This window comes from Bacteroides cellulosilyticus DSM 14838, from assembly GCF_000158035.1.
GTDB lineage: Bacteria > Bacteroidota > Bacteroidia > Bacteroidales > Bacteroidaceae > Bacteroides > Bacteroides cellulosilyticus.
This window is the reverse complement of sequence record NZ_EQ973486.1, coordinates 249,735-251,638: the sequence shown is the minus strand read 5'-3', so window position 1 is coordinate 251,638 and position 1,904 is coordinate 249,735. Positions and strand designations below refer to the sequence as shown.

The following is a 1,904-nucleotide window of genomic DNA, read 5'->3' as shown; positions in this document are numbered from 1 at the left end:
GAACTAATTTCACCAACAGTTAGTCCAATACTACCACCTTTTTGATCTTCACATCCTCTTCCGGGCGGTCGCTACGATCCGTTTTTACCTGTTGTATCTTATCTACTATATCCATGCCTTCGATCACTTCGCCGAACACAGTATATTCACCATCCAAGTGCGGAGTACCACCTACCGTAGTATAAGCCTTCACCTGTTCCGGTGTAAAGTGGAATTCCGGTTGTTTGGCAACTTCCGCCTCAGCCTGTGCAAACAAGCTATCCTGCAAGTTCATCAAACCATCCTGGTCATTTTCCTTACGCATCTTATAGATTTCCTTCATGTGCTTCTGTGCCAAAGCATTGAACACAGTAGTCAGACGATTCTGGTTCATCTGGTTCTCCATCCCCAACAACGTAGTATCATTATACACTTTACCCGTCACAATGTAGAACTGGCAACCCGATGATTCCTTCTTCGGATTCACATTGTCACCCTGACGCGCAGCCGACAATGCACCTTTCTTATGGAAATACTTCGGATAAACAAACTCAGCCGGAATAGTATAACCTACATCACCTGCACCCAGCATCTTGCCTTTCGGAGCATTCTTTGACTCAGGGTCGCCTGCCTGTATCATAAAATCCTTGATGACACGGTGGAACAATGTACCTTCGTATGTACCCTCTTCCGCCAGTTTGATGAAGTTATCACGATGTTGCGGTGTCTCATTATACAGTTTCACGATAATGTCACCCGCAGTTGTTTCAATCTTCAATTTAGTTTCCTGATCCATGTTTCTATCTTTCTTTTGTCCCGATTGGCAGGCTGTAACGCTGCAAATCAGTATGGTTAATAATACGGTGAAATTCCTCTTCATAACGCTTTTTATTTAAATTAAGTTTGCAAATATACGATTTTCAGACAAAACGGTTTACCTTTGTGTCTTAAAAGAGACAAAAGATAAGGCAATGAAATCCATACTCATCGTTGAAGACGACATTACTTACGGTATGATGCTGAAGACCTGGTTAGGCAAAAAAGGCTTTCAGGTAGCTTCCGTCAGCAGTATCGCCCGCGCCCAGAAACATTTGGAAACGGAGGGTGCCGACTTGATTTTGTCCGACCTGCGTCTGCCCGACAAGGACGGCATCGACCTGTTGAAGTGGTTGGGAGAGCAAGGTCTGTCCATTCCACTCATCATGATGACAAGCTATGCTGATATACAATCGGCGGTGCAAGCCATGAAATTAGGTGCCAGCGACTACGTTGCCAAGCCTGTAAATCCGGACGAGCTTCTGAAGAAAATCAGTGAGGCTGTGAGACAACCCGCTGCTTCCCCAAAACAAACCATCAGTTCCGGAAAAGGAGAAAGTACCCATCAGAAAAATGCAGGCGGTGCTCCGTCTTCCGACTATCTGGAAGGAGAAAGTGATGCTGCCAAGCAACTTTATAATTATGTAAGACTAGTTGCCCCCACCACAATGTCGGTACTGATCAATGGTGCCAGCGGAACGGGTAAAGAGTATGTAGCCCACCGCATCCATCAACTCAGCAAGCGTGCCGGACAGCCTTTCGTCGCCATCGACTGTGGCTCCATCCCTAAAGAACTTGCCGCATCGGAATTCTTCGGACACGTAAAAGGTTCATTCACCGGAGCATTGACAGACAAAACAGGAGCCTTTGTTGCAGCCAACGGAGGAACCATCTTCCTCGATGAAATAGGTAATCTCAGCTACGAAGTCCAGATACAACTGCTACGTGCCTTGCAGGAACGAAAAATACGTCCGGTAGGTTCCAATAAAGAAATCACTGTAGATGTGCGTTTGGTTTCCGCTACGAATGAAGATTTGGAACAAGCCATCGAGAAAGGAACTTTCCGTCAGGATCTGTACCACCGTATCAATGAGTTCACCCTGCGCATG

The 1,904-nt window shown here is 46.0% G+C and carries 2 protein-coding genes; one reads left to right on the top strand and one right to left on the bottom strand.

Annotation, left to right across the window (positions count from 1 at the left end):
- Nucleotides 1–19: 19 nt before the first annotated feature.
- Nucleotides 20–859, bottom strand: coding sequence for a peptidylprolyl isomerase (locus tag BACCELL_RS01000; protein ID WP_007209611.1), 840 nt, complete (start codon nucleotides 857–859; stop codon nucleotides 20–22).
- A gap of 91 nt (nucleotides 860–950) precedes the next feature.
- Between BACCELL_RS01000 and BACCELL_RS00995 the strand changes: the two genes are divergently transcribed.
- Nucleotides 951–1,904 (top strand): sigma-54-dependent transcriptional regulator (locus tag BACCELL_RS00995; RefSeq protein ID WP_007209610.1); only part of this gene is annotated, 954 nt, incomplete at its 3' end.

What these genes read in the sequence shown, in the direction of transcription:
- BACCELL_RS01000 (WP_007209611.1), bottom strand. Translation starts at nt 859, where the DNA reads ATGAAGAGGAATTTCACCGTATTATTAACCATACTGATTTGCAGCGTT.